Raw genomic sequence first — 21032 nt, 5'->3', positions numbered from 1 at the left:
ATCCGCGTCGCTCTCGCCAGAAAGCTCCTCGTCAGGCTCAATGCCAAAGCCCGCGAAGTTCGGGCCGGACTCGCTGTGGAAGCTTGACAGGCCAGACAGTCGCTCACCCCGACCCTCTCCCCGGGGGGGAGAGGGGGATTTTGCCTTCTCCCCTTATGCCCAGACGGGCGAGCTTCTTGTAAAAGGCGGCGCGGGAAATGCCGAGCGCCCGCGCCGCCTCCGTCGCCCGGCCGCCACTGGCCGCGAGCGCACGGCCCAGCAGCCCACGTTCGAACTCGTCGAATGCCTCGTCATAGCCCGGCAGGGGCTGCGGTTCCGCAGGGGCCAGCCCCTGGACCGGTGCCGGACTCACCGACTCCGCCGGACCAACGTCACCCAAATCCGGCAGCGCCTCCGCGAGGTCGGCGGCGGTCAGGCGGCGGTTGTCGGTCAGCAGGCAGGCCCGCTCCAGAACGTTGCGCAGTTCGCGCACATTGCCGGGCCAGCGGTGGCGGCCCAGCGCCTCCACCGCTTCCGGGGTCAGGCCGCGCAAGGGGAGCCCGGTGCGGGCGGCGATCTCCTGCAGGATGGATTCGGCGATGGCTTCCAGCCCGCCACCCATCTCCGCCAGTGCCGGCAGGCGGATCGGCAGCACGTTCAGCCGGTAATAGAGGTCGGAGCGGAAGCGGCCGTCGCGGATCCGCCGCTCCAGATCGACGTTCGTCGCCGCGATCACCCGCACATCGACCTTCACCGGCCGGTCGGAGCCGAGCGGTTCGATCTCCTGCTCCTGCAATGCCCGCAGCAGCTTGGCCTGGAGGCCGAGCGGCATGTCGCCGATCTCGTCCAGGAACAGGGTGCCGCCGTTGGCGGTCTTGAAGCGCCCTTCCCGCCCGCGGCGGTCGAGCCCGGTATAGGCGCCGGGCACCGCGCCGAAGAACTCCGCCTCCAGCAGCGTTTCCGGGATCGCCGCCACATTGACGCCGACGAAGGACCGGCCGCTGCGGGCCGACAGGCCATGGATGGCCTGGGCGATCAGTTCCTTGCCGGTGCCGGTCTCGCCCAGCAGCAGGATCGGCGCATCGGTGCGGGCGGCGAGACGGGCCTTGCGCTTGACCTCCAGGCACACCGGACTGTCGCCGACAAAGCTCTGCAGCGTGTAGCGCGGCTGCCGCCCCTCGTCGAGCCGGCGCTTGGTCGCCGCCAGTTCCGCCTCCAGCCGCGACAGTTCGGCCAGCAGGGGTTTCAGCCGGTGCAGGCTGTCATAGAGGACGAAGCCGACGGCGCCGATCACCGCGCCGTCGTCGTCGGTCAGCGGGAAACGCGTCACCACCAGCCGCTGGGTGCCGAACAGCATCAGGTCGAGCAGGATCGGCTGGCCGGTCGCCAGGACCTGCCGCATCTGCGAATGGGGAATGATCTCCTCCACCTCGCGGCCGATCGCCTCGGCGGGGTCGGCGATTCCCAGCATGCGGGCATATTTGGCGTTGATCCACACCACGCGGGCGTCGCGGTCGACCGCCACCGTGCCTTCGGACTGGGTTTCCAGCGCCTCGAACAGCGACGGGATGGCGCGGCGGTGCAGCAGGGCCGCCCCGCCTTCGAAGGCATCGCCGTCGAAGGGACGGGCGTCCGGCCCATCGCCTGAAAACCGGTCGCTGTCCGTTCCGTGCGTCACCCCGGCCGCTCCCCTGTGCCCGTCCGTCCCATCCCCCGTGTTATCGGGACCGCGCACGGAATCCGCAATGGCGGAACGGGCTGCCGGCCTTCTCCGACCTTGGTGCCGCACCCCCTTGCGGAGTCGCGGCGGGCCGGTCCATGCTGCGGCCGCGCCGATGGCCCGGATCGTTCCGGGCGGGCCGCACCTGTCCACCGGAGCCGTCTTGCCCCTGCCGCCCGTCCCGCCATGCTGAGCCTGCCTGCCGTCCTTCTCCTGACCGCGGTGCTGGCGACCCTGTGGACGGCGTGGCGCAGCTGGGTCCTGCCGCCCTTCCCCGGCCGGTTCAATTTCGTGGCGATGCAGCTGTCGGCCTCCTGGTGGGCGACAGCCGCCGCCATCGAGACCATCGTCCCGGCACCGGCGGACAAGTTGTTCTGGGCGGAGATGGCCTGGCTCGGCATCGTCGGCGCGCCGAGCTTCTGGGCGCTGTTCCTGTGGTCCTACACGCGGGAGGAGCTGCCGGCGCGTTGGCGGCTGGTGCCGGCGGTGGTGGGGACGGCGACCTGGGCGGCGGCGCTGACCAACGACAACCACCGGCTGATGTACACCACGGTCCACCCCGTCAGCGATGCGCCGGGAGCGGCGCTGGTCTACGGCCACGGGCTGCTGTTCTTCGTCGTCACCATCTATCTCTACGCCTTCATGGTGATGAGCATCGTCGTCACCGCCAACGGCGTCCACCGGGCGACGCCGGCCTACCGCACCCATTACCTGGGATTCCTGGTGGCGATGGCGGTGCCATGGGTGGCGAATGTCGGCTACGTCACCGGCAACCTGACCCTGTTCGACCTGGACCCGACCCCGTTCAGCTTCCTTCTGATGGGAGCTGTCTTTTATTGGCTGATCACCCGGCGGCGCCTGTTCGACCTGCTGCCGGTCGCCCGCGACGCCCTGCTGGACGCGGTGCCGGATCCGGTGCTGGTCCTGGACGCCGACGGTACGGTGGTGGAGGCGAACCCCGCCGCCCGGGCGCTGGTGCGCGACCGCCAGCCGCTCGGCCGCCGGCTAGCCGAGCTTCCCGGCCTGTCTGTCCTGTCGTTCGTCACCTCCGCCGCGCTGCCGGTTGCGCTGACGCTGGAGTGCGACGGCGGCCTGCGCAGCTTCGAGGCGACGCGGGTGCCGCTGACCTCCGGCAACCGCGGCGGGGGACGGGCGGGACCGCGCGAGGTCGGCTGCCTGCTGATGCTGCGCGACGTCACCCACCGCCGCCGGGCGGAGATGCGGCTGGAGGACACCGTCCGCCGCCTGGACCTCGCCCGGCTGGAGGCGGAGGAACGGCTGGTCGCGGAACAGGAGGCCAAGCGGGCGCTGAACGGCTTCCTGTCGATGACCGCGCACGAGTTCAAGACGCCGCTCGCCATCATCGACGGCGCCGCCCAGATCCTGCAGCTGGATGCGGAGGTGAAGGCTCCCGGCATGCTGCCGCGGCTGGAAAAGATCCGCCGTGCGGTGCGCCGGCAGGTCAACATCCTGGAGACCTGTCTGGCCGACGACCGGCTGAGCGACCCGGCCTTCGCCCTGCGCCGCGATCCGCTCGACCTTCCGGCCCTGCTGCGCGCTGCGGCGGCGGCCCAGGGCGATGCCGCCCCCGGCCGGCGGATCGAGCTCGACCTGAAGGAGTGCCCGGCGGGCATGACCGGCGACGGTCCGATGCTGGAGCTGTGCGTCCACAACCTGCTGAACAATGCGCTGAAATACTCCGCCGCCGGCACACCGGTGCGGCTGCGGGCATGGCGGGAGGAGAGACCGGGCGGGCAGTCGGAACTGGCGCTGTCCGTGGCGGACCAGGGCATCGGCATTCCGGCGGAGGAGGTGGAGCGGGTGTTCGACCGTTTCTTCCGCGCCACCAACACCGGGACGGCGGCGGGAAGCGGCGTCGGGCTGAACATGGTCCGCCGCATCGCCGCGCTGCATGGCGGAACGGTGACGGTGGAAAGCCGGCTGGGCGAGGGCAGCGTCTTCACCCTGCGCATCCCGCTCCGCCAGGAGGCGCTCTGCGAGGAAGGGATGGCGGGCATGCCGGCGGAGTAATCCGCTGGGGAGATCGTTTCTTGCATTGATTGCCCGGTGAAGGGAATAATCCCGCTCCCTCCATCTGGACCCTGGCAATATGAGCGATCACGACCCCACCGTCGTCCGGCCGGTGCCGAAACCCCGCGTCCCATTGGGCATCGAAGAGGTGCTGGTCGCCGTCACCATGGCGGTGGTGGCGCTGATCACCTTCGCCAACGTCGTGGTGCGCTACCTGACCGATGTGTCTTTCGCCTTCACCGAGGAATATTCGATCGCCCTGATGGTGATCCTGACCTTCCTCGGCGCCTCCGCCGCGGTGGTGAAGGACCGCCACATCCGCATCACCTTCGTCACCGACAAGATGTCGCCCGTCAACCGCCGGCGGGCGGAGCAGTTCGCCATGACCTGCGTGGCCCTGATGTACGGGCTGCTGGTGGTCTACGGCGCCTGGACGACCTGGGACGACTACCGGTTCGAGGTGACCTCGCCGGCGCTGGGTCTGCCGCAGTGGATCTACACGATTTGGCTGCCGGTGCTGTCGCTGGTGGTGCTGGCCCGCACGGTGGGCCGCATGATCCGCATCCACAAGGGCACCGAGCCGCTGGAAACCGGCCATATCCCGGAGGGGGAACCGTGATCACCACCCTGCTTTTCGGTTCCTTCCTGGTCATGATGGTCCTGGGCGTGCCGATCGCCGCCGCCCTGGGGCTGGCCGGCACCGCCGCCATCGCCTTCGCCCATCTCGGCGTCATTTCGGTGCCGACCAGCGTCTATACCGGCATCGCCAAGTACCCGCTGCTGACCATCCCGATGTTCGTGCTGGCCGGCACCATCTTCGACCGGTCGGGCGTGGCGCAGAAGCTGGTGCGCTTCGCCACCGCCATCGTCGGCCAGGGCAAGGGGGCGCTGGCGGTCATCGCCGTGGTGGTGGCGATGATGATGGGCGGCATTTCCGGTTCGGGTCCTGCCATCGCCGCCGCGGTCTGCGGCGTGATGGCGCCCAGCATGATCCGCGCCGGCTATCCCCGCCCCTACATCGCCAGCGTCATCGCGGCCGCCGCTGCCACCGACATCCTGATCCCGCCGTCGGTGGCGCTGATCATCTACAGCGTGCTGGTGCCCGCCGCCCCGACCACCTCGATGTTCGCCGCCGGCATCATCCCCGGCACGCTGGCCGGCCTTGCCCTGATCGTTCCGGTCTATTGGCTGGCGCGGAAGTACAATCTGGGGTCCAAGCTGTCGCACGAGCCGCGCCCGCCCTTCTGGCGCAGCCTGTGGGACGCGGCGCTCGGCCTGTTCGCCAAGGTCATCATCCTGGGCGGCCTGCGCTTCGGCATCTTCACCCCGACCGAGGCGGCGGTGATCGCGGTCGCCTACGGCCTGCTGCTGGGCATGGTGGTCTACCGCACCATCCGCTTCCGCGACCTCTATTCCATGCTGGTCGATGCGGCGGAGATTTCCGCCATCATCCTGACGGTGATCGCGCTGGCCAGCGTGTTCGGCTGGGCGCTCAGCACCCTGTCGGTGATCGACCCCATCGCCGACGCCATCATCCATTCCGGCCTTGGCGAATATGGGGTGCTGGCGCTGCTGGTGGTGATGCTGACCGTCATCGGCACCTTCCTGGACGGCATCTCGATCTTCATCATCCTGCTGCCGCTGCTGATCCCCATCGCCCAGGCCTACAACTGGGACCTGACCTGGTTCGGCGTGATCCTGACCCTGATGATCGCCGTCGGCCAGTTCACCCCGCCGATGGCGGTCAACCTGATGGTCGCCTGCCGGATGACGGGCTGCACGATGGAAAGCACGCTGCGCTGGGTGCTGTGGCCGCTCGTCACCCTGCTGCTGGTGGTGGTCGCGGTGATCGTCTGGCCCGATCTGGCGCTGTGGATGCCGCGGCAGATGGGGTTCTAAAGAGCGCGGGCGATGTCGCGGCTGGTCAGATGCAGGCTGGCCGCGGCGTCGTAGCCGCGCCGGGCGATCTTGTCGGCCGCCGCTGCCTCGAATGCCGTGCGATGGGCGGCGGCATGGGCGAGGCAATCCTCCGGTGCGGGCTCCCGCAGGCCGAGCAGGGCGCGGAAGGCCAGCCGGTGGACGGCGCACCAGCCGCCATGCCCCGCCGGCCGGAAGACCAGCGCGTCGATGTCATCCCGCCAGGACAGCCCCTCCGCGGTCATTCGCGCAGACCCAGCCGCTTGGCGAGCCGGAACAGGTTGCTGCGATCAAGCCCGAGCGACCGCGCCGCCTGCGCCCAGTTGCCGCCATGGCGGGCCAGATGCCCAAGGATCATTCTGCGCTCCAGATCCTCCACAGCGTCGCGCAAGGGCAGTTCGGGCAGTTCCGACACCTCCACCGGATGAGGCCGCTGCATTGCCGCCGTCGGCGCAGCAATCCCCTCCCCCACCTCTTCCAGTCCGAGATCGGCCGGGGTCAGGGTCAGCACGCCGCCATCCGGCGGGCGGGCGGCGCGGGCGCGGATGGCACCGCGGCCGATGGCATGTTCCAGTTCCCGCACGTTCCCCGGCCAGGGGTAGGACAACATGCGCCGCTCCGCCGCCCCAGACAGGCGCAGGTTGCGCAGGCCCAGCCGCGCCCGGTTGCGCTCCAGGAACAGGCCGGCCAGCCGCAGGATGTCGGTACCGCGGTCGCGCAGCGGCGGCACCCGCAGCGGATAGACGCTGAGCCGGTGATAGACGTCGGCGCGGAAGCGGCCCTCCCGCACTTCAGCCGCCAGATCGCGGTTGGTGGCGGCGATCACCCGCAAGTTCACGGTGATGTGGCGGTCGGAGCCGACGCGTTGGATCTCGCCGTTCTGCAGCGCCCGCAGCATCTTCGCCTGGGCCGCAAGCGGCAGCTCGCCGACCTCGTCGAGGAACAGGGTGCCGCCGTCGGCCAGTTCGAACTTGCCGCGCCGGTCGGTCACCGCACCGGAAAAGGCGCCGCGCACATGGCCGAACAACTCGCTTTCCACCAGCGCGTCCGGCAGCGCCGCACAATTCACATGAACCAGCGGGCCGGCCGCGCGGGTGGAGCGGGCGTGCAGACGGCGGGCCACCAGTTCCTTGCCCACCCCGGTCTCCCCCAGCACCAGGACGACGAGGTCGCTCGCGGCGACCGTGTCGATCTCCGTCAGCAGGGCCGTCATCGCCGGGCTGGTGCCGACCGTGCCGGATTCGAGGTCCGCCGGCGGGTCGTCGATCTCCCTGATCCCCGGGCTTCCGCCATCCGTGAGCGCCGCGCGCCGCTCCACTGCCATGGCGAGGTCGGCGGCCAGCCGCGCCCAGGCGGCGATCGCCTCCTCCCAGCCGTCGAAGCGCCCCTCGTTCAGCGCATCCAGGGTCAGCATGCCCCACGGGCGGCCGTCCACGCTCAGCGGCGCTCCGACGCAGTCATGAACATGCAGCCGCTGCTTCAGGTCGGGGATCAGCCCGTCATAGGGATCGGGAAGTTCGCAGTCGGGAGGGAACCGCAACGGCCCGCCCTCCGTCTCGGCGATCGCCCGCAATCGGGGATGATCGTCCAGCGCGAAGCGCCGGCCGAGCGTGTCCGGGCTGAGCCCGCGCGTGGCGAGCGGGACCAGCAATGCATCGTTCGACCGACTGTCACGACGCAACAGCGCACAGGCGTCGCAGGGCAGGTGCCGCGCCATCAGATCCAGCAGCAGCGGCCACAGCCGCGCAGGGTCGTCCAACATGCGCAGCAGCGCACCGGCCTCATCCAGCGCGAGAAATGTTGTCGGAATGACCACGCGGTTGTCCATCCGACATCATAGCTGATGTGGTCGCATTGACAACACTGCTCCCGCACCGCACGGGATCCCGCCCTGCGTCGCTTTGGCACAGGGATTGCCAACCAGTTGCGACATCGTGACGCGCAAAAGGATTGCTCCCTCCATGCTGACGCCTGCCCAGATCGCCGTCATCAAGGCCACCGCTCCCGTGGTCGCCGCCAACGCCAACCGGATCACCGGCACCTTCTATCCCCTGATGTTCGAGCGCTTCCCCGAAGTGCGCGCCGTCTTCAACCAGAGCCACCAGCGCAGCAGCGCCCAGCCGGAGGCACTGGCCAACGCCATCATCGCCTATGCCTCCAACATCGACCGGCTCGAGGTTCTGGGTCCGGCGGTCGAAGGCATCGTGCAGAAGCACGTCTCGCTGAACATCACCCCCGACCAGTACAAGATCGTCGGCACCTGCCTGATGGAAGCCATCGGCAAGGTCCTGGGCGATGCAGTGACGGCGGAGGTCGCCGATGCCTGGGGCGCGGCCTACTGGCAACTCGCCGACCTGCTGATTGCGGCGGAGGAGAAGGAATATGCCCGCAAGGCGGCGCTGACCGGCGGCTGGCGCGGTGCGCGCCGCTTCCGGATCGTGGAGAAGACGCCGGAGAGCGCCGTCATCACCTCCTTCCGGCTGGCGCCGGTGGATGGCGGGCGGGTGATGGATTTCCAGCCCGGCCAGTATCTCGGCCTGCGGCTGACCGTCGATGGCGAGACCGTCCACCGCAACTACAGCCTGTCGGCCTCGCCCAACGGCCGCGATTACCGCATTTCGGTAAAGCGGGAGCCGCAGGGGGTGGTCTCGGGCTTCCTGCATGACCGCGCGCAGGTCGGCGACGAAATCGACGTATACCCGCCGGCCGGCGAATTCGTGCTGCGCGAGGGGACCGGCCCGCTGCTGCTGATCACCGGCGGAGTGGGTCAGACGCCTGCGCTGCCGCTGGCCGAACAGGCACTAGCAGCCGGCCGCAAGGTGATCTACGTGCATGCGGCGCTCAACGGCTCGGTCCATGCCTTCCGCGAGCAGATCGACCGTCTGGCCGAACTGCACGACACCCTAAAGCTGGTCTATTGCTATGCCGATCCGCAGCCGGGCGACCGGCCGCACATGATCGGCCTGCTCGACCAGGACCGCTTGGGCGGCCTGCTGCCGAAGGATGCAGGGGTTGCCGCCTATGTCGTCGGCCCGAAGCCCTTCATGGCGGCGGTTGTGAAGGCGCTGACCGCACTGGGCCTTCCGGAGTCGGCGATCGTCCACGAGTTCTTCGGTCCCCGGGAAGCTCTCGCCTAAGCTCCAGCCTGACCGGCGGCACCCGATCATTGACTCCACTCTGGGCCTCCACTCTGGCGGGCCGGCCCTTCCATCTTGGGCCGGCCCGTCCTTGTCTCCGCCTCGCGGATGTCACGCCTACGCCCGGCGGTTGTGAGTAAAACTGTTATATCACCACGAAGGCGCGACTATCCGACAGCCATGCGCCATTCAAAGCGGCATATACGAGCGATCGGCGCGCCTATTCGCTGAAATAGTTCTATGACCACGACGAACCGCCATCGCACCGCAGCAACTTTCATCCCGGTAGACGGAAAGATCGTGGATTCTCCTTATTTATTTGTTAGCGAATTTGGCGCTTTCCTAGTCACGTAACTTTCAAATTATTTACAAGTGTTCCCTTCCTGTGACATCGCCACCAACAGTCCGGCGAAGGGGACGGACGCAACGACCAATGCGGCGAGAGCCGGAACGGCCGACCGCAGAAGAGACCTGAATGTGCCTGCGCGCGAGCGCCAGGGGGGAGGACGGGATGTCGAACGATAGTCACCGGAACAAGCCCGCAAAGGGCAATGCCTGGTATTCCGGCCTGCGTGGGAAGCTGATGATCGCCATCGGCGTCGTGCTGTCCGGCACGCTGGTGGCCGCAGCCGTGGCGCTGATCGGCTACGCCAACGTGCGCACCACCATCGACGCCATCGTTGGCGAAGCGGTGCCGGCGATGACCGAAGGCATGGGCGTGGCGCAGCAGGCCGAACGGCTGGTCGCGCTGGCGCCGGAACTGACCTCCGCCGACAAGGCCGCCACGCGCGAGGCGGTGTCCGCCCGCATCGCCGCAGCGAAGGGGGAGTTCAACGCGCGCCTCGACCGGCTGCGGGCCACCGGTTCCGCCGGTGCCCAGCTGACCGCCATCGAAGACTCTTCGAAGGGGCTGCTCGGCAACCTCGTGCAGCTCGATCAGGCGGCGGCGGATCGGGTCGCGCTTGCGGCAGCGCGGGAGGCGATGCTGCCCAAGGTGATGGCTGCGGAAGCGGAAATCCAGAAATTCACCGCACCCTGGACCTCCGTCCTGAACAACGAGGAGGAGCAGGCGCGCTCGACCCTGGCCGATCCCGAAGCCGAGCCCGCCATCCTGCGCGAGGCCGCGACCACCCTGAACCGGGTCATGGCCCAGAAGAAGCCGCTGGCCACGGTCACCGCCGAAGCGGCCAACGTCCGCAACATGCTGATGGAAGCGGCGAGCACCCGTGACGACCAGCGGCTTGCGATCATCGAGACGCGCGTCGGCGTGTCGCTGGCCGGTCTCGCGAACGCCGCGCAGGCTCTGCCGGAGCGTCTGGCCGAAGTCGCCACCAAGCAGGCGGAGCTTCTGACCGGATATTCCGTCGGCGAGGAGTCGATGGTCACCCTGCGCCAGAAGGAGCTGGCGATCGAGGGCTATTTCGCCCAGCTGCTGGAGAGCAACCACGCGCTGGCCGGCACCCTGTCCAAGGGGATCGCCACGCTGGTCGACGCCCAGAAGCAGGGCATCGCGGAGGCCAGCGGCGACACCACCCGCATGCTGGACAACAGCCGACTGACCCAGGTCGCAGTGGCCGCCGCCAGCATCCTGGTGTCGATCCTGGTCGTCTGGCTCTATATCGGCCGCGTCGTCATCCGCCGGATGCTGTCGCTGAAGGCCGGGATGGGCCGCATCGCCGCGGGCGACCTGGATGCGGAGATCGCGCTGCACGGCCATGACGAAATCGCGGAGATGGGGGCGGCGCTGCTCGTCTTCCGCGACACCGCGCGCGAGGTGGAAACGACCCGCGCCGCCGCGGAGGCCGAACGCCAGCGGGCCGCAGGCGAACGCCGCGACGCCATGCTGTCGCTGGCCGATCAGTTCGAGAACGGCGTGAAGGTGGTGGTGGAGACGGTGTCCGCCGCCGCGACCCAGATGCACCAGACCGCCGCCGGCATGGTGGCGACCGCCGACGACACATCCCGCCAGGCCGGCAGCGCCGCCGAGGCGGCGGAGACCGCGTCGGTCAACGTCGACGGGGCGGCGTCCGCCGCCCATGAACTGTCGCAGTCGATCAGCGAGATCGCCCGGCAGGTGACCGAATCGGCGACCATCGCCGCCAAGGCCGCCAACGAGGCGGAGCGCACCGACGGCACGATGCGCGAACTGAACGAGGCGGCCAGCCGGATCGGCGCCGTCCTGGACCTGATCTCCGACATTGCCGGCCAGACCAACCTGCTGGCGCTGAACGCGACGATCGAGGCCGCCCGCGCCGGTGAGGCCGGCAAGGGCTTCGCCGTGGTGGCGCAGGAGGTCAAGCAACTGGCCAGCCAGACGGCCAAGGCCACCGACCAGATCGCGGGCCAGATCGGCGCCATGCAGCAGGCTACCGGCGAGGCGGTGAACGCCATCCGCAGCATCGGCCTGACCATCGGCCGGCTGAACGACATCGCCGCCAGCATCGCCGCGGCGGTGGAACAGCAGGGTGCGGCCACCTCGGAAATCGCCCGCAATGTCCAGCAGGCGGCGGGCGGCACCGCCCAGGCCTCGCAGAACATCGGTGAGGTTCGTACCGCCGCCGGACAGACCGGCCAGTCGGCGCAGGAGGTCCTGTCGGTGGCCCAGGAGGTCTCGACCCAGACCAGCCACCTTCAGCAGCAGATCGACCGCTTCCTGCGCCAGGTGCGGTCGGCGTAACAGCATCTGGTAAAGCCCCTTTCCCCTTGTGGGAAAATCCCCTCTCCCCCCGGGGAGAGGGTTAGGGTGAGGGGGACGCGCGGCAGGACTTTCGCAAAAATCCTGAAATGCATCCCCCTCACCCCGTCCCTCTCCCCGGGGGGGAGAGGGGGATCGTCCAAATCAGCCCTGGACGACCGTCTGGCGCTGGGTGCCGAGGCCTTCGATGCCCAGTTCCACCACGTCGCCGGCCTTCAGGAAGACCTGCGGCTTCTGTCCCATGCCGACGCCCGGCGGGGTGCCGGTGGAGATGATGTCGCCCGGCTGCAGGCTCATGAATCGCGACAGGTAGGACACCAGATAGCGCACGCCATAGACCATGGTGGCGCTGCTGCCGTCCTGATAGCGGTGGCCGTTGACCTCCAGCCACATCTTCAGCTTCTGCGGGTCCTCGACCTCGTCACGCGTCACCAGCCAGGGACCGGTCGGGCCGAAGCTGTCGCAGCTCTTGCCCTTGGTCCACTGCCCCTGCTTTTCGATCTGGAAGGCGCGTTCGGACACGTCGTTGACGATGCAATAACCGGCGACATGGTCCATCGCCTCGTCTTCCGTGACGTATTTGGCGGTCTTGCCGATCACGAAGGCCAGTTCGACTTCCCAGTCGGTCTTCTCCGACCCGCGCGGCAGTTCGATCGGATCGTTCGGACCGACGATGGCGCTGGTGGCCTTCATGAAGATGATCGGCTCCGGCGGCACCGCCATCCCCGTCTCCGCCGCGTGGTCGGAGAAATTCAGGCCGATGCAGACCATCTTGCCGACGCGACCGACGCAGGGGCCGAGGCGCGGATTGCCCTCCACCAGCGGCAGCGTCGCCGGGTCGATCGCCCGCAGGCGATCCAGCCCGTCCGGCAGCAGCGCCGCACCGGCGATGTCGTCCACATGGGCGGACAGGTCGCGGATGCGACCTTCGGCGTCGAGCAATCCCGGCTTTTCCTGGCCCGGCGGGCCGTAGCGCAGCAGTTTCATGAAAACTCGTCCCTGTTAGGAGTTTGGCGCCCGCCGATCCTGCCCGGTGGGGGCGGAAAGTAAAGGGGGTGAACGAACGAAATGTAGCATTACTTCACAGATCGGTCGACAAAGCCGCCGCGCTGTAGTAAAACTACATCAGGTTCGCAGGCAGCCGGAACGGCAGCCGCACCTCCCCTGGTGGACTCCCGCATGCTGGACACGATCGCATCCTCACTCGACAGGCTCCGCCGGGCGGAAGCTGCGGTGGCGCGTACCGTGCTGGCCGCCCCCCATGCCGCCGTGCGTGCCAGTCTGGCCCAGCTTGCGGGCAAGGCCGGGGTCAGCGAACCGTCCGTCCTGCGCTTCTGCCGCACCGCCGGCTTCGGCGGCTTCCATGAATTCAAGATCGCACTCGCCCAGCATCTGGCGGCATCCGCCGCGCGGGAAGAGGCCGGCGACCGTCCGACCCCGCTGGTGCGCGACCTCTCCCCCGGCGACAGCGTCGCCAGTGCGACGGAAAAGGTGCTGAACCGCTCCATCGACGCGCTGGTCCGGCTGCGCAGCCGCCTCGACACCGCGGCGCTGGAGCGTGCAGCCGGCGTGCTGGCCTGTGCGCAGCGGGTGCAGATCGTCGGCGTCGGCGCGTCCGGCACCGTGGCGCTCGACGCCCACCACAAGCTGTTCCGCCTTCTGCCGCAGGTGACCGCCAGCACCGACGCCCATCTCCAGGCGATGGCCGCGGCGACGCTCGGCCCCGGCGATGCGCTGCTGGCAATCTCCAAGACCGGCACCAGCGACGAGATCTTCGACGTCGCCGCCATCGCGCGCGACGGCGGCGCGACGGTGATCGCCATCACCGCATCGGCCACGCCGCTTGCCGAACGAGCCGACATCCGCCTGACCGTCGACGTGGACGAGGATACCGCGGTCCACACCCCGATGGCCTCCCGTTTGGCCCAACTGGCCCTGATCGACGCCCTGACCGTCGCCGTCGGCCTGCAGGCTCCCCCCGGGCTCGACCGCCGCCTTGCCCGCATCAAGGCCGTGCTGGCCGGACACCACCGCGTGCCCGACCGTCCGGCCTCCGCCGCTCCTTCGCTTTCCCCGTCCCCTCAGAAGAATCCCGAGGAATCCTGATGTCCACCACCCCGACCGCTTCCGAGATCCTGGACCAGCTCGCCGCCTACGGCGTCGTGCCGGTCATCCGCAACAGCTCCGCCGATCTGGCGCGCACCGCCGTCAGCTGGCTGCGCGAGGCCGGCTACGGCACCTTCGAGATCACCATGACCACCCCCGGCGCCGTCGGCCTGATCGAGGAGCTGTCGGCGGAGGGCGGCGCCCTGATCGGCGCCGGAACCGTGCTGACCCCGGCGGCCGTCGCCGACGTGGTAAAGGCCGGCGCCAAGTATGTCGTGTCGCCCTGCGTGGTGCCGAAGGTGGCCGCCGCCTGCCGCGACCATGGCGTGGCCTGCCTGATGGGCGCCCTGACCCCGACCGAGGTGCATGCCGCCATCTCCGCCGGTGCCGACGCCATCAAGATCTTCCCGGCCTCCACCGTCGGCCCGGCGCACATCAAGGCGCTGAAGTCGGTCTTCCCCGGCATCCGCTTCGTCCCCACCGGCGGCATCGACGCCACCACCGTGGCCTCCTATGTCGCGGCCGGCGTGGCCTGCGTGGGGGCCGGCGGCAAGCTGGTCGACGAGGGTCTGGTCAAGAAGGGCGACCGCGAGGCCATCATGGCTGCCGGCCGCCAGCTGATGGAAGCCTATCGGGCTGCCAAGGGCGCCTGATACCCGCTGGGAAAATCCTGCCGCCCCGCGGGGGCAAAGCTGCCGGGCGGCAGGATCGGCGCGTTCTAATTCCCTGTTTTATCAATAGCTTGTGGCTGGCCTGCATCCTGCAAAGCCCCGGTCGACATCCCTTCAGGGGATGCGGAACGAGGGAGAGCACGCCATGGTCAGCCTGTCCAGCTACGCCGATGTCGGCGGCATGGCCCAGAGCCTGCAGCAGTCGATCGATGCCGCGGTCAAGCGCGTGCAGCAGCAGGCAGCCGGCAATGGCGGCGCGACCGGCGGCGGTGCGACCGGCAAGGTCCAGGAGTACGAGCAGACCGTCAACAAGTCGGCGCTGAACGCCGCGCCCTTCGCGACCAACATCGGCACGCTGGTGAAGGACACGAGCAGGCTGAACGTCTTCAGCTCCCTGGCTTCCAACGATCCCGCCGACTTCTACAAATTCACCGTCACCAGTTCCGGCGCTCCGACGCTGGGGACGGTGGGGGATGCCGGGGTGCGGCTCCAGTTGATGGACCGCGGCGGCAAGGTCATCGCCGACAGCAACAAGGATGCCGGCGCCACCTTTGACGCCTTCCAGAAGCTGAAGTCCGGCCAACTCACGCTGGACAAGGGCGACTACACGCTGCGCATCGCCCGAGAGAAGGACGTGCCGGTCAAGGATGCCAAGAGCTACGGCGTCCAACTGCGCATGGGCAATTACAGCAAGGACTACGACACCATCGCCAAGCAGCCGGCCAAGGGCGACAACCCCTTCGGCAACAACACCAAGCTGCAGGGGCTGGCCGCGATCCTGGGCGCCGGCAGCGCCTCCATCAACCCCGCCTCGATGATGCTGGGCGGATCCGGCGGCAGCTACGGCGGGCGCGGTTCGCTGCTGAACGCGCTGCTTTAGGAGCGTCGCCCGGCCTCAAACCAACCGGTCGCGCCCCGATTCCTTGACCAGCAGGACCGCCTGGGTGCGGCTGCCGACGCCGAGCGCCTTCAGCACTCCGGTGACGTGGGTCTTCACGGTGGACAGGTTCAGGCCCAGCCTTTCGCCGATCTCCTGGTTCGACAGGCCCTGGGCCAGCAGATCCAGCACCTCCAGCTGCCGGCGGGTCAGACCGTCGAACACGCTGGGCGCGCTGCCCCGTGCAGGCACCCCCCCGACCGCCGGGGGCGCTCCCGGCATGCCCAGAACCGGCGGCACATAGGAGCCGCCCGCCATCACCAGCCGCAGGATGTTGACCACCAGCACGTCGTCGGTCGATTTCGGGATGAAGGCGCGCACGCCGCGCGACAGCACCGCGCGCATCTCGTCCGGTGATTCGATCATGGAGAAGACGGCGACGGGGACCGGCGCCACACGCTTCACCAGCGCCTCGACCTCATCCAGTCCGCCCAGGCCGGGCATGCGCAAATCCATCACGATCAGGTCGAATGCAATGCCGCCCTCGAGCATCGACGCGTCGAGGATGGCGTTCAACTGGCTGAAGCTGGTCGCGGCCACCACGGTGGCCTGTTCGTCCAGTTCACCCACCAGATGGGTCAAGCCGCTGCGGACGATGGAATGATCGTCGGCGATCAGAACCTGCATGTAACGTCTCGGACCGAAGATGCCTCGCGTGCAGCATCGTCATACGCTGACGCAACGGACAGCGCTACCTCCTTCGCACGTCCGGTCATTGGAATGCCCGGAGGAACCGTAAAGAAAAGCGCGGAGGAGGTCATCCGCCCCCTCCCCCGCGTGCAGGTTCCCTGCGGTCAGGAGACCTTGATGAGGATCTGGGCGCGGCGGTTCGACGGCTCGCGCACGTTCGGACCGGTAGGCACCATCAGCTGGTTCTCGCCCACGCCTTCGATCGAGATCATGTTGGCCGGCGTGCCCCGCGCGATCAGCGCCTGCCGCACCGCCTCGGCCCGGCGGATCGAAAGCCGCTGGTTGTAGGTCGGCGAGCCCGAGGTGTCGGTGTGGCCGATCACCTGGATGCGGACGGCGCGGGCACGGTTGGCCGCCTCTGCGGCATCGCCGATGATGCTTGCGGAATTCGGCGTGATCGTCGCCTTGTCCCAATCGAAGAACACCTGATACTCGCTCTGCGGCTGGGCCGCCATCGGCGGGGCGGCCGGGGCCGGGGCAACGACCGGCGTGGCGCGCGACGGCCCGCCGAAGGTATAGCGCAGGCCGGCCAGGATGGTGTGGTTGCGGTATTCGCTTTTCGAGGTCACCGGACCCAGCTCGAACTCCGGATCGACGGTGGCGAAGTAGCGGTAATCCAGCGTCAGCGCCACATTGTCGTTGATCGCATAGGACGCGCCGACGATGCCCTGATAGGCGAAGACCCAGTCGCGGTCGCTGGCGCCGTTCAGCGTCTTCTTCACCCCGGCGATACCGGCACCGGCGCCGATATAGGGCGTGATCGGCAGGCCGATGTTGAAATCGTACAGCAGGTTGCCCATGAAGGCGACCGAGCTCGTCTTGCCGCCCAGCCCGTTCAGGCCGGGAGTGGCGCTGCTGGTGTCGTCGACGCTGTTGCGCCAACGCCAGGCGGCCTCCAGTTCGGCGCGCAGGCCCATCGCGGTGGCGTAGCCGACCGAAATGTCGCCGATGCCGCCGATCTTGAACTCCTCCTTCAGACCCAGGCCCGGGGCCGGATAGCTGCTGAGGTCGGCATCCTCGGTCCAGTTCACGCCGGCCCCCGCGCCGACGTAGAAGCCTTCCGGCGCGGCAAAGGCGGCGGTCGGAATGGCCAGGGAAGGAATGGCGACGGCCAGTGCCGTGCCCAGCAAAATCCCACGCATCGTCATGTTCTTGTTCCCATCGTTGACGGCGTTGGCGGATCGGGACATCCCGGCCTGCGGCGAAACGCGTGACAGAACGGGCTCCGGCCCCGACAATGGAATCAGCACGCGCGGCTTCCAATCCCGCCCACGCACGGCCGCTTTTTCTGTTGCAGATTTGCCGCAGCGCTCCTGCTGGCATTTCCTTCCGTGATAACAATGACTTGGACACCCACCCCGATGCCCCCTACCCCGGACGACGCGATCGACTACCCCATCTGCACCACCCCGGATCCCGGCGGCTGGCAAGAGGTGGCGCCGGGCGTGTTGTGGATCCGGCTGTCCCTGCCTTTCCAACTTGACCACATCAACGCCTGGGCGCTGGACGGTGGAGCGGACGGCTGGACGCTGATCGATTGCGGGCTGGGTGACCGGCACACGCTGGCCCTGTGGGAGGGGTTGCTGCGCGACGCGCTCGGCGGCCGGCCGGTGGAGCGGGTGGTCGCCACCCACTTCCATCCCGACCACATCGGCGCCGCCAACTGGCTGGTCGAGCGGACCGGTGCGGCCTTCGCCAGCTCGCTGACGGAATGGCTGTTCGCCCGCACGCTGTCGGCCGGCAATGATGCCGCCACCGATGCCGCGGTGGAGCGCTTCTACCGCCGCTGCGGCTTGGCGCCGGAGACGCTGGACGCCGTGCTCGCCCGCAAGGGTGCCTATAGCCGCGGCGTCCCCGGCGTGCCGGCGACGCTGACCCGCCTGCGGGCCGGCGACAGGCTGCCGGTGGGCGATCGTTTCTGGACCGTGATCGGCGGCAGCGGCCATACGGCCGAACCGGTCAGCCTCTACCGGCCGGCTGATGGCGACGACAACGGCATGGCCCTGGTGATCTCCGGCGACCAGATTCTGCCGCGGATCAGCCCGAACATCAGCGTCTGGCCGACCGAACCCGACGCCGATCCTCTCACCGACTATCTCGCCAGCCTGAAGGATTGGGCCACCCTGCCGGCCGACACGCTGGTTCTGCCCTCACATGGCCGTCCATTCCGCGGCCTGCACCGGCGCGCCGACGATCTGGCCCACCATCATGCCGAACGGCTGGCGGAGATCGAATCGCTCTGCGCATCGCCCCGCACGGCGGCAGAGGTGACGCAGGCGCTGTTCCCGCGGCCGCTCGACCCGCACCAGACCGTCTTCGCCGTGGGCGAAGCCGTGGCGCACCTCAACCATCTGATCCGCAAGGGGCGACTGGAGCGTGTGTCCGGCGGCGGGAAGGGTGGGCCGGACATCGACCTCTATCGGCGGCGCGTGCTTGTCGGAGAAGCCGCTACTCGGTGACGATCTCGAACTGCTGGGGATCGAGCAGGGTCGACACCGACAGGGTCTTCAGTGTCTTCGGGTCGTCGGTCCGCTTCATCTGCGCATGCTGCGTGCCCATTCCGTCCTTGCGGATGGCAACCACTTCCCAATAGCCGCCGCTGGGGGACAGCTTGCGATAAATCTGACCCTCGATCACCTCGCGCTTTCTGCGCATTGTCGTTCTCCAAAACCCATCCCATACCGGTTGCCGTCACGGCCGCCGCGAAGGGCGCCATTGAACCACAAAACACCCCCGTCGTGGCGAGTGTCCGTTCGGTGACCGTTCTTGGATGCCGCATAAGCGTTGTTGCGGTGCAGCACGTCCGGAGCACCACCGATGACCCTTTGCCGCAGTGCGGTTTCAAGCTGGAACAAAAGCCCCGGTTGTGGGTTCATAGCCGTCATGAACACCGATCTCGACGTGCTTGTCTTCGCGACCCGCCTGGTTGATGAACTGGGCGAAACCGCGATTCGAATGAGCCGCGTTCGTCTTGTCGAACTCACGGCCGCCAACCACACCCGTGCCGCCGCCTTCTGGCGGGAGGTGATGCGGACCTCCGAACGACTGCTGAACGAGCGGTCGGGTCGTCGGGTCGCATCCGGCCTCTCCTCTCCGGCGATTACCGCGGCGCAACCCTCCGTGGCCCAGTCGGTAGCCCAATCCGTCGCCTATGTTCCCCGACCTATTCCCTGACCCGGCGCCAAGTCGGGTCGAATAAAAAAGGGCCGACACAGAAGTGCCGGCCCCCTTTCAACGGAACGCTGATGCGTTTCGCTTACTTCACTTCGGCATACTGGCCGTTCTTCCACTTGTACCAGACATAGGCCGGGCTGGTGACGTCGCCCTTCGGGTCGAACCCGATCTTGCCGATGACGGTGTTGTAGTTGCCCTTGCGCATGACTTCGGCAACCTTGGCAGCGTCGGTCGAGTTCGCCTGCTTCACCGCGTCGGCCCAGATCTGGAGCGCGGCGTAGGTGTACAGGGTGTAGCCTTCCGGCTCGTAGCCCGCCTTGCGGAACTTCTCCACGACGGCCTTGGCGTCCGGCTTCTCGCGCGGATCCGGACCGAAGGTCATCATGGTGTTCTCGCCGGCGTCACCGGTGATGGCCCAGTACTCGTTGGTCACCAGCGCGTCACCCGACACGATGATGGCCTTCATGCCCTGGTCCTTCATCTGGCGGGCGATCAGGCCGGCCTCGGTGTGGTAGCCACCGATGTAGACGGCGTCGACGTTCGCCTGCTTCAGCTTCGACACCAGGGCGGAATAGTCCTTCTCACCGGCCGTGTAGGCTTCGTAGATGGTTTCCTTCTGGCCGCCGGCGTTCAGCGCCTTCTGCGTCTCGTCGGCCAGACCCTTGCCGTAGGCCGACTTGTCGTGAAGGATGGCGACGTTCTTGCCCTTGTAATTGTCCAGCAGATACTTGCCGGCGATCAGGCCCTGCTGGTCGTCTCGGCCGCAGACGCGGAAGACGTTCTTCAGTCCCTGTTCGGTCAGCTTCGGGTTGGTCGAAGCCGGGGAGATCTGCAGCATCCCTTCTTCGGCATATACCTGGCTGGCCGGGATCGACGAGCCCGAGCAGAAGTGTCCGGCCACGAACTTCACACCAGCCTTGGCCAGCTGGTTGGCGACGGCGACGGCCTGCTTGGGATCGCAGGCGTCGTCGCCGACTTCCAGCTTCAGCTTCTGGCCCAGGACACCGCCGGCGGCGTTGATGTCCGCGACGGCCTGCTCCATGCCCTTCTTCATCTGCTCGCCGAAGGTGGCGTACTGGCCGGTGATCGGACCGGCGGTCGCCACCGCGATGTCGGCCTGGGCGGCCGTGGCGGAGAGCGCGGTCGCCGCGATCGCGGCGAGAAGGGACAGCTTGAATTTCATGGGTGTGCTTCCCTGTTCTGTGAATGGTCCCTGTTGCAACATACCCCCGGCCCTTGCGGGCCTTGCCGCCGGGTCCCCTCCGGCGGTTTCCAGATTACCATACCCCAAGTGGTGCGGTGTGCGACAGTTTCACGGGCACCAATCAGCCGTACGGTCTATTCCGAATGACTTATTTGTCGGCGGCCGCGCCAGTCCGCTCCCGCCAGGCGAAGGGGCCGGCAGTCTCGTAGAGCCACGGATACTGGTTGACCATGCGGCGTGCGATGGCGATGCGGTGCGCCGTCAGCGTGATCAGCCCGATCACCACCGTGTGGACGATGAAGCCCCACAGCGACAGCAGCTGCTCGCCGAACAGGCCCCAGGCCAGGAAACGGTGGCCCATCCCCAGCAGGAGCGAATAGGCCAGCACGCTCGACACCGGCTTCCACCCTTCGGCAAGCGTCTGGCCGGTCAGCACGCCGCAGCCGCCGAACACCAGAACCGTCAGGAACACGAACACCGGAACCGATGAGCCAAGGATCGCTTCCATCTCAGTGGCCCCCTTCCAGATAAGCCGCGCGAACCTCCGGGTCGGCCAGAAGCTGCGCCCCCGTCCCCGTCATCGTGATCTTCCCCGTCACCATCACATAGGCCCGGTGCGCCAGCTTCAGCGCGTGGAACGCGTTCTGCTCCACCATGAACACCGTCATCTTCTGTTCCCGGTTGATCTCCTGGATCACCTGGAAGATCTGCTTCACGATCAGCGGCGCCAGACCCAGCGACGGCTCGTCCAGCAGCAGAAGCCGCGGCTGG

At 68.1% G+C, this 21032-nt stretch carries 19 protein-coding genes and 1 pseudogene; 10 read left to right on the top strand and 10 right to left on the bottom strand.

Features of this window, described 5'->3' with window-relative positions; genetic code table 11:
- Positions 1-103: 103 nt before the first annotated feature.
- A complete protein-coding gene (locus VD964_RS27120; RefSeq protein WP_324871567.1) occupies positions 104-1657 on the bottom strand; it encodes a sigma-54 interaction domain-containing protein in 1554 nt (517 codons plus the stop codon).
- A 228-nt stretch (positions 1658-1885) separates the two neighbouring features.
- Between VD964_RS27120 and VD964_RS27115 the strand changes: the two genes are divergently transcribed.
- From VD964_RS27115 to VD964_RS27105, 3 genes are all read left to right on the top strand, one after another.
- Positions 1886-3730, top strand: coding sequence for a histidine kinase N-terminal 7TM domain-containing protein (locus VD964_RS27115; protein WP_324871566.1), 1845 nt, complete (start codon positions 1886-1888; stop codon positions 3728-3730).
- A gap of 79 nt (positions 3731-3809) precedes the next feature.
- Entirely contained in the window at positions 3810-4349 is a 540-nt protein-coding gene (locus VD964_RS27110; protein ID WP_324871565.1) for a TRAP transporter small permease, read from the top strand.
- Positions 4346-5629, top strand: coding sequence for a TRAP transporter large permease (locus tag VD964_RS27105; protein WP_324871564.1), 1284 nt, complete (start codon positions 4346-4348; stop codon positions 5627-5629). Before VD964_RS27110 ends, VD964_RS27105 begins: the two co-directional genes overlap by 4 nt.
- Here the strand turns inward: VD964_RS27105 and VD964_RS27100 are convergent.
- Positions 5626-5892, bottom strand: coding sequence for a DUF1488 family protein (locus VD964_RS27100; RefSeq protein ID WP_324871563.1), 267 nt, complete (start codon positions 5890-5892; stop codon positions 5626-5628). The two genes, VD964_RS27105 and VD964_RS27100, sit on opposite strands and share 4 nt — an antisense overlap.
- A complete protein-coding gene (norR, locus tag VD964_RS27095) occupies positions 5889-7475 on the bottom strand; it encodes a nitric oxide reductase transcriptional regulator NorR (RefSeq protein WP_324871562.1) in 1587 nt (528 codons plus the stop codon). Before norR ends, VD964_RS27100 begins: the two co-directional genes overlap by 4 nt.
- Positions 7476-7608: 133 nt before the next feature.
- Between norR and hmpA the strand changes: the two genes are divergently transcribed.
- Together hmpA and VD964_RS27085 are read left to right on the top strand one after the other, a co-directional pair.
- Positions 7609-8784 (top strand): NO-inducible flavohemoprotein, encoded by a 1176-nt coding sequence (gene hmpA / locus VD964_RS27090; RefSeq protein WP_324871561.1) that lies wholly within the window; start codon positions 7609-7611, stop codon positions 8782-8784.
- A gap of 511 nt (positions 8785-9295) precedes the next feature.
- Complete coding sequence (locus VD964_RS27085) at positions 9296-11461, top strand: methyl-accepting chemotaxis protein (RefSeq protein ID WP_324871560.1); 2166 nt, start codon at positions 9296-9298, stop codon at positions 11459-11461.
- Positions 11462-11623: 162 nt separating this feature from the next.
- Here the strand turns inward: VD964_RS27085 and VD964_RS27080 are convergent, their stop codons facing one another.
- The gene (locus VD964_RS27080) at positions 11624-12466 is read right to left on the bottom strand and encodes a fumarylacetoacetate hydrolase family protein (protein WP_324871559.1); all 843 of its coding nucleotides are present in this window, start codon (positions 12464-12466) and stop codon (positions 11624-11626) included.
- Between the two features lie 192 nt (positions 12467-12658).
- Here VD964_RS27080 and VD964_RS27075 point away from each other — a divergent pair, with 192 nt between their 5' ends.
- From VD964_RS27075 to VD964_RS27065, 3 genes are all read left to right on the top strand, one after another.
- Positions 12659-13585: a MurR/RpiR family transcriptional regulator gene (locus VD964_RS27075; protein WP_324871558.1), complete on the top strand. Its 927-nt coding sequence runs from the start codon at positions 12659-12661 to the stop codon at positions 13583-13585.
- On the top strand, positions 13585-14238 hold the full coding sequence (locus tag VD964_RS27070) for a bifunctional 4-hydroxy-2-oxoglutarate aldolase/2-dehydro-3-deoxy-phosphogluconate aldolase (protein ID WP_324871557.1): 654 nt from the start codon (positions 13585-13587) through the stop codon (positions 14236-14238). Before VD964_RS27075 ends, VD964_RS27070 begins: the two co-directional genes overlap by 1 nt.
- 163 nt (positions 14239-14401) lie before the next feature.
- Positions 14402-15136, top strand: coding sequence for a hypothetical protein (locus VD964_RS27065; RefSeq protein ID WP_324871556.1), 735 nt, complete (start codon positions 14402-14404; stop codon positions 15134-15136).
- Between the two features lie 15 nt (positions 15137-15151).
- On the opposite strand, the gene VD964_RS27060 is transcribed toward VD964_RS27065, so the two are convergent.
- A complete protein-coding gene (locus VD964_RS27060; protein WP_324871555.1) occupies positions 15152-15820 on the bottom strand; it encodes a response regulator transcription factor in 669 nt (222 codons plus the stop codon).
- A gap of 167 nt (positions 15821-15987) precedes the next feature.
- Positions 15988-17031 carry an OmpA family protein gene (locus VD964_RS27055; RefSeq protein ID WP_324871554.1) on the bottom strand — a complete coding sequence of 348 codons (1044 nt, stop codon included), beginning with the start codon at positions 17029-17031 and terminating at the stop codon, positions 15988-15990.
- Between the two features lie 213 nt (positions 17032-17244).
- Here VD964_RS27055 and VD964_RS27050 point away from each other — a divergent pair, with 213 nt between their 5' ends.
- Positions 17245-18342: an MBL fold metallo-hydrolase gene (locus VD964_RS27050; RefSeq protein WP_324871553.1), complete on the top strand. Its 1098-nt coding sequence runs from the start codon at positions 17245-17247 to the stop codon at positions 18340-18342.
- Here VD964_RS27050 and VD964_RS27045 read toward each other — a convergent pair.
- The gene (locus VD964_RS27045; RefSeq protein ID WP_014249984.1) at positions 18332-18538 is read right to left on the bottom strand and encodes a hypothetical protein; all 207 of its coding nucleotides are present in this window, start codon (positions 18536-18538) and stop codon (positions 18332-18334) included. The two genes, VD964_RS27050 and VD964_RS27045, sit on opposite strands and share 11 nt — an antisense overlap.
- A gap of 228 nt (positions 18539-18766) precedes the next feature.
- Here VD964_RS27045 and VD964_RS27040 point away from each other — a divergent pair, with 228 nt between their 5' ends.
- Positions 18767-19057 carry a hypothetical protein gene (locus VD964_RS27040; RefSeq protein ID WP_324871552.1) on the top strand — a complete coding sequence of 97 codons (291 nt, stop codon included), beginning with the start codon at positions 18767-18769 and terminating at the stop codon, positions 19055-19057.
- Positions 19058-19139: 82 nt separating this feature from the next.
- Here VD964_RS27040 and VD964_RS27035 read toward each other — a convergent pair whose 3' ends face one another.
- From VD964_RS27035 to VD964_RS27025, 3 genes and pseudogenes are all read right to left on the bottom strand, one after another.
- On the bottom strand, positions 19140-20240 hold the full coding sequence (locus tag VD964_RS27035) for a branched-chain amino acid ABC transporter substrate-binding protein (protein ID WP_310119353.1): 1101 nt from the start codon (positions 20238-20240) through the stop codon (positions 19140-19142).
- Positions 20241-20409: 169 nt separating this feature from the next.
- Entirely contained in the window at positions 20410-20769 is a 360-nt protein-coding gene (locus tag VD964_RS27030; RefSeq protein ID WP_324871551.1) for a DUF6867 family protein, read from the bottom strand.
- 1 nt (position 20770) lies between these two features.
- A pseudogene (locus VD964_RS27025) lies at positions 20771-21032 on the bottom strand (ABC transporter ATP-binding protein); the annotation flags it as partial.

This window comes from Azospirillum sp. (genome assembly GCF_035628975.1).
Lineage (GTDB): Bacteria > Pseudomonadota > Alphaproteobacteria > Azospirillales > Azospirillaceae > Azospirillum.
The sequence above is the reverse complement of the archived record's forward strand: the minus strand, read 5'-3'. Positions and strand labels throughout refer to the sequence as shown.